Source organism: Neobacillus drentensis, assembly GCF_036965645.1.
In the GTDB taxonomy this organism is placed as follows: domain Bacteria; phylum Bacillota; class Bacilli; order Bacillales; family Cytobacillaceae; genus Neobacillus; species Neobacillus drentensis_D.
The window spans coordinates 20,338-25,434 of sequence record NZ_JBALPZ010000054.1 but is presented as its reverse complement, the minus strand read 5'-3'; the positions used below and the strand labels follow the sequence as shown (position 1 = coordinate 25,434).

Annotated in this window: 4 protein-coding genes and 1 other RNA gene; 2 read left to right on the top strand and 3 right to left on the bottom strand. The window is 37.2% G+C overall.

Translation table 11 applies throughout. The annotated features are described in order from the left end of the window. Positions 1-206: 206 nt before the first annotated feature. Positions 207-590, top strand: an RNA gene (gene rnpB, locus V7266_RS11300) — RNase P RNA component class B. 113 nt (positions 591-703) lie between these two features. On the opposite strand, the gene V7266_RS11295 is transcribed toward rnpB, so the two are convergent. Then, positions 704-991 (bottom strand): hypothetical protein, encoded by a 288-nt coding sequence (locus V7266_RS11295; protein ID WP_335467987.1) that lies wholly within the window; start codon positions 989-991, stop codon positions 704-706. 336 nt (positions 992-1,327) lie between these two features. Here V7266_RS11295 and V7266_RS11290 point away from each other — a divergent pair, with 336 nt between their 5' ends. Beyond that, positions 1,328-1,714 carry a GNAT family N-acetyltransferase gene (locus tag V7266_RS11290; RefSeq protein WP_335467986.1) on the top strand — a complete coding sequence of 129 codons (387 nt, stop codon included), beginning with the start codon at positions 1,328-1,330 and terminating at the stop codon, positions 1,712-1,714. Between the two features lie 73 nt (positions 1,715-1,787). Here V7266_RS11290 and V7266_RS11285 read toward each other — a convergent pair whose 3' ends face one another. Further along, the gene (locus V7266_RS11285; protein ID WP_335467985.1) at positions 1,788-3,377 is read right to left on the bottom strand and encodes a glucose PTS transporter subunit IIA; all 1,590 of its coding nucleotides are present in this window, start codon (positions 3,375-3,377) and stop codon (positions 1,788-1,790) included. Between the two features lie 225 nt (positions 3,378-3,602). Beyond that, the gene (locus V7266_RS11280; protein WP_335467984.1) at positions 3,603-4,778 is read right to left on the bottom strand and encodes a glucose-1-phosphate adenylyltransferase; all 1,176 of its coding nucleotides are present in this window, start codon (positions 4,776-4,778) and stop codon (positions 3,603-3,605) included. Positions 4,779-5,097 lie beyond the last annotated feature (319 nt).

Sequence of the window (5,097 nt, the reverse complement as noted above, 5' to 3'; positions counted from 1 at the left end):
TGAACTTTCCATATTCTATTAACCTTTCTAATAGTATCATGTAAATACAGATTTGTGAACATTTTACGAATTTTTTTGGGTTTTTTTCATTTGGTAAAGTTTCTATTGAATCAGAAGGTTGGTAATACTGGAAGTAAGCTCCTAAAGATTTTACGTATTAATCCTGATATAGTATGCAGTGTCGCTTCTGAACGAATTAAATATGAAATGGTGAGTAGTCGCGGTTCCTTTTTTAGGAGCTGAGGAAAGTCCAGGCTCGCACAGTGCTGAGATGCCTGTAGTGATCGTGCCATCTGCAAGGGTGGGCAGTCGGTTAACAATCGGCTGACGGCGGTGAAATCATGCTAAGTCCTTACGGATATGCTGAGAATAGCCTGAAAGTGCCACAGTGACGATGCTTTTCTGGAAACGGAAAAGGTGGAACGGGTAAACCCCACGAGCGAGCAACCCAAATTAGGTAGGGGCATCATCCTGCGGGAAATGAACCTAACGGATGAATTGACCATTGGTCAATAGTTATATGACTACTACTTCCTGTACAAGGCTAGCAGCCGTTTGGAGTACGGAAGTACAGAACCTGGCTTACAGCCATTTCATATGCTGATTAAATTGTTTATAGAAGCAAACTTATGGCGGGATAACTCGTTAGTCAGCTACTAAATCCCTGCCCCTAACATACATATTCCATTTTGAAACCATATTATTACGGTTCATGGAAGTCGTCCTTCCCGTTTGTTAAAAGATTTGCCAGGATAGCAGAGTTTTCTTGGTCAGCATCATATTGTAAAACATCGTCATATTCAAAAAGTTGGAATGAATCAGGAAAGTTTTCAGTCATATACTTAACAAAGTCTTCCGTGTTCTCTCTTCCATTTTGCCGAAATTCCGACATGATTAAACGAAATTTATGAGGCGGGATCTCACATTTAATATGAAATGATTTTGTAAATCCAAATTCTTTTGAGCTGTAAAGATTGTATATAAATGACATTGGAATCACCCATTCTGCTTGATTTATCTTGATTATTTTTCCCTTTTTTTTAAAAAAAATTTTAAAAAAATAAAGCAGCCAGTTCTTCCCAGATAAACTATCTTTCGGGAAAGATTCATTCAATTTAATACGAAGAATTTCAAATATTATTTTTCAGAATTGATAATTAATTCCACTGCAACCCATTTTTAATACGATTGTAAAACTATTAGCTTTTTTATATGTTACATTGTATGTAGTTCTGTTATATAATAAAAAAATCGAATGATCATAGTTACAAAGTATTACTTGAGCGGTTAGCAGTATCAGTCTATTTATTTAGAGAGGGATTTAATTATGTTGACACGTTACAAAAAAATGTTTAACAAAATTGCCATGGGACTATTGTCTTTTATGCCGAATGAAAAAGATCTTCAAAAGCTTCAGAAGACCATAACACAATATGAAACAGAACAAGACCGGCAGCTTTTTTTGTGGAAAGAAGAGGAAGGTATTATTGGTCTTGTCGGTGTTTTATTTGTTGAAGAGGACCTGATGCAAATATTACATATTTCCGTAAACCCCTCCCATCGCGGAAAAGGAATCGGTAAAAAAATGATTAAGACCCTAAAAGAACTTTATCCAGATCCTCATTTTGTTCCCGATGAACATACAAAAGACTTTTTTGTAAAATGTGACATACATGATTCTTTCCAAAGCAGACTGTCAGAAATACTTGCATGAACCCTTACACTAAACGTAAAAAACTTCATAAGAAATAGGGAAACGGTGAGAGAACTTTCTCTCACCGTTTTCATTAAACAACCAGCCTGATTAATTCATCATTTGCTTGGACATTTCCATCCCTGGTTGGAATAACATCTATATACTGATTGGTGTTCGTGATGATCACAGGTGTTTTTACATCATAGCCTGAGGCTTTTATGTTTTCAATGTCGAATTCAATCAGCAAATCTCCCCTCTTCACTGTATCCCATTGCTTGACATGAGAAGTGAAAAATTGCCCTTTCAACTTAATGGTATTAACCCCAACGATAATTAAAATTTCAGCTCCGTTTTCTGAAGTAATGCCAATCGCATGCTCAGTTGGAAATAAAGTAGTCACAACTCCATCTACAGGTGAAACCACTTCACCCTTTGTTGGCTCAATTGCAATGCCTTTTCCGACTGTTTCAGTTGAAAAAAGAGGATCTGAAATTTTGCTTAGTGGCACAATTCCCCCGCTCAATGGGCTTGATATGGTTTCTCTTTCTACATCTTTAACTGCTTTTACAGGGACTATATCGTTCTTGCTTTTATATCCCATTACAAGTGTAAGCACCAGTGCTAAGACTAAAGAGGATAAAATACCAATTAAATATAAGCCAATCGGTGTAAAGACCGGAATTGACAAAAAGCTTGGGAGAGCAAACGCAGTCCCTTTTATCCCAAATGCCCCATTAAGCGCTCCGCCAATGGCTCCAGCAATTGCCACAATGATCATCGTTCGTTTGTAACGGACTAGAATACCGTATGTAATGATTTCAGTTGTCCCTGCCAGGGCACTTGGAACCAGTCCCGATCCCGCTAGCGTTTTCAAGTCCTTATCTTTCGTTTTTAATAAAACCCCAAGACCCATCCCGATTTGAGCAAAAGGAGCGGCCGCTACCATCGGACTAATTGGATCCCCGCCATGTGCAAGATTGGCAATAAATATTGGAATGATAGCCCAGTGCAGCCCCAATATCGTAAGGAATGACCATGAAGCTCCTAATATTGCCCCTGTTAGAATTCCACTTTTTGCACTTAAAAATTTAATCGCCACGGCTAAAGCTTCTCCTACATAAGTACCGAAAGGACCAAATATAAGTACGGTTAATGGAACAATAATCATTAATGAAATCAGTGGATTCACAAACATTTGTAAGTCTTTATGTATCACTCTTTTCAAAAATTTATCTAAAACCGAATAAATGGAGACGGCCATTAAGATGGGAAAAACGGTTGAAGAATAACTAGCTAATAAAACCGGGATACCTAAGAAATCTACGTTTTTAGCATGTGAGGCAACTAAATCTGTATAATGCGGTTCTAAAAGAGCAGCACCGATCCCACCGCCAACATAGCCATTGGCTCCTAATTTTATAGCTAAGGTAATCCCAAGAAACACGGGGAAGAAATAAAAAATAGCATGTCCAGCTGCAGCAAGAATGTTATACGTTCCACTTTCATGTGATAACCAGCCTAATGTCGTTAAAATTGATAATAGAGCGGATATTAAGCCTGATCCGGCCAGTACACCTAAAATAGGCGCGAAACTTCCACTGATAGCTCCCAGTAATTTATTCATAACCGTGTCTTTTTTATCTTTATCTGTAGAAGCTTCCATCGTATTCATCGCATTCATTTTTATGTACTCCCTTTGTTCAAGTTTATCGTTAGAATATCCATTTTATTAGGTAAGTATTTGCGAAGAAACCTTATCTGATGAATCTCTGTTTATTTTTACTTGTTCTCATAAAATTCATACAGCAGGTAGAATACTAGTAGTAGATCTTTTCTCAAAAAAAATAAAAACTCAACCTTATTGGGCGAGTTTTTTATCGGTTTACATAATATAATTCCTGTCAATTTAAACAACATTTCCTTTTAGTTGTGCCGGCCTATTTTTCTTGATGATTTGGTTGTTGCCAATTAAAGTAATCTCATTGAAAGGATGAGGATCTCCTACTTGAACATTAGAATAAATAAATGTCTCACTGCCAATGATCGAACGATTGATTACCACATTTTCCCCAATAAACGTATTTGGTAAAATGACTGAATCCTTTATTACCGCCCCTTTACTTACTGTCACTCCCTGAAAAAGAACGGAATTCTCTACTTTACCAAACACCTTACAGCCCTCAGAAACTAATGATTGGGATAGCTTTGCTTTTCCGTCCAAATAAAAAGGCTGATGAGAGATTTCTCGAGTATAAATTCCCCAATCCTCATTTTGTAAAATCGGATTGGTTTCATAAGAAAGTAAATCCATATTAGCTTCCCAAAGACTTTGTATCGTTCCAACATCCTTCCAATATCCGTTAAAGCGAAAAGCATACACCTGTTGGCGATCGTTAATGATCCGAGGGATAATATCCTTTCCAAAGTCCTTGGATGAAAAGGGTCTTTTCTCCTCTATTTCTAAATATTTTTTTAACATTTCCCATTTAAAAATGTAAATCCCCATTGAAGCTAGATTTGATTTAGGCCGTTTTGGCTTTTCAACAAAGTCTAAAACTTTCATAGAATCCGTATCAATATTCATAATGCCAAACCGATTAGCATCTCTCCAAGGAACATGAATGACAGAAATCGTAGCGTCGGCGTTTGTTTCTCTGTGCTGTTCCAGCATTTTATTATAGTCCATTTTATAAATGTGATCACCTGATAATATTAGAACATTTTCTGGATTATGACTTTCGATATAATGAAGGTTTTGGTAAATAGCATGCGCCGTTCCTTCATACCATCGATCCCCTGTCTCACATTGAAAAGGCGGGAGAATCGTAATGCCGCCATTTTTCCGATCTAAGTCCCAGTGCTTTCCGTCACCAATGTAATTTTGAAGTGTGTGTGGTTGATACTGTGTCAATACACCTACTGTATCAATTCCAGAATTGCTGCAATTACTTAATGTAAAATCGATAATTCGATATTTTCCACCGAAGGGAACGGCTGGTTTGGCTGTATAGGTGGTAAGGTCTTTTAATCTAGACCCTTTACCGCCGGCTAAAAGCATAGCAATACATTGTTTTTTTGTCATAGTCTCCTCCTTGTTTATTTTTGATTAATGGAGGCTGCATTAGGATTAAGAGCCGCTTTCCAATCTTAAAGTCCTTATAATTAATAATAATCTAATTATTCAGAATAACAATTTTCGGGGTAGATCTTCTCACAATAATTTTTCTAAAATAACAAAGAAAAGGTTTTCATTCTTTCTGTTGATTTTTTTAAATTTAGGCTGTGTTAAAGGTTACTGTTGATTTTGGGACAATGTTGATTGGATCGGATAAGCTCGACTCCTGCGGGAGTACGGGGCAGGGAGACCCCACAGGCGCTTTAACGCCGAGGAGGCTTCCCGG

Excerpts from the sequence above, each read along its gene's own strand:
- V7266_RS11290 (WP_335467986.1), top strand. The coding sequence starts at position 1,328 with ATGTTGACACGTTACAAAAAAATGTTTAACAAAATTGCCATGGGACTA.
- V7266_RS11285 (WP_335467985.1), bottom strand. The coding sequence starts at position 3,377 with ATGAATGCGATGAATACGATGGAAGCTTCTACAGATAAAGATAAAAAA.
- V7266_RS11280 (WP_335467984.1), bottom strand. The coding sequence starts at position 4,778 with ATGACAAAAAAACAATGTATTGCTATGCTTTTAGCCGGCGGTAAAGGG.
- V7266_RS11295 (WP_335467987.1), bottom strand. The coding sequence starts at position 991 with ATGTCATTTATATACAATCTTTACAGCTCAAAAGAATTTGGATTTACA.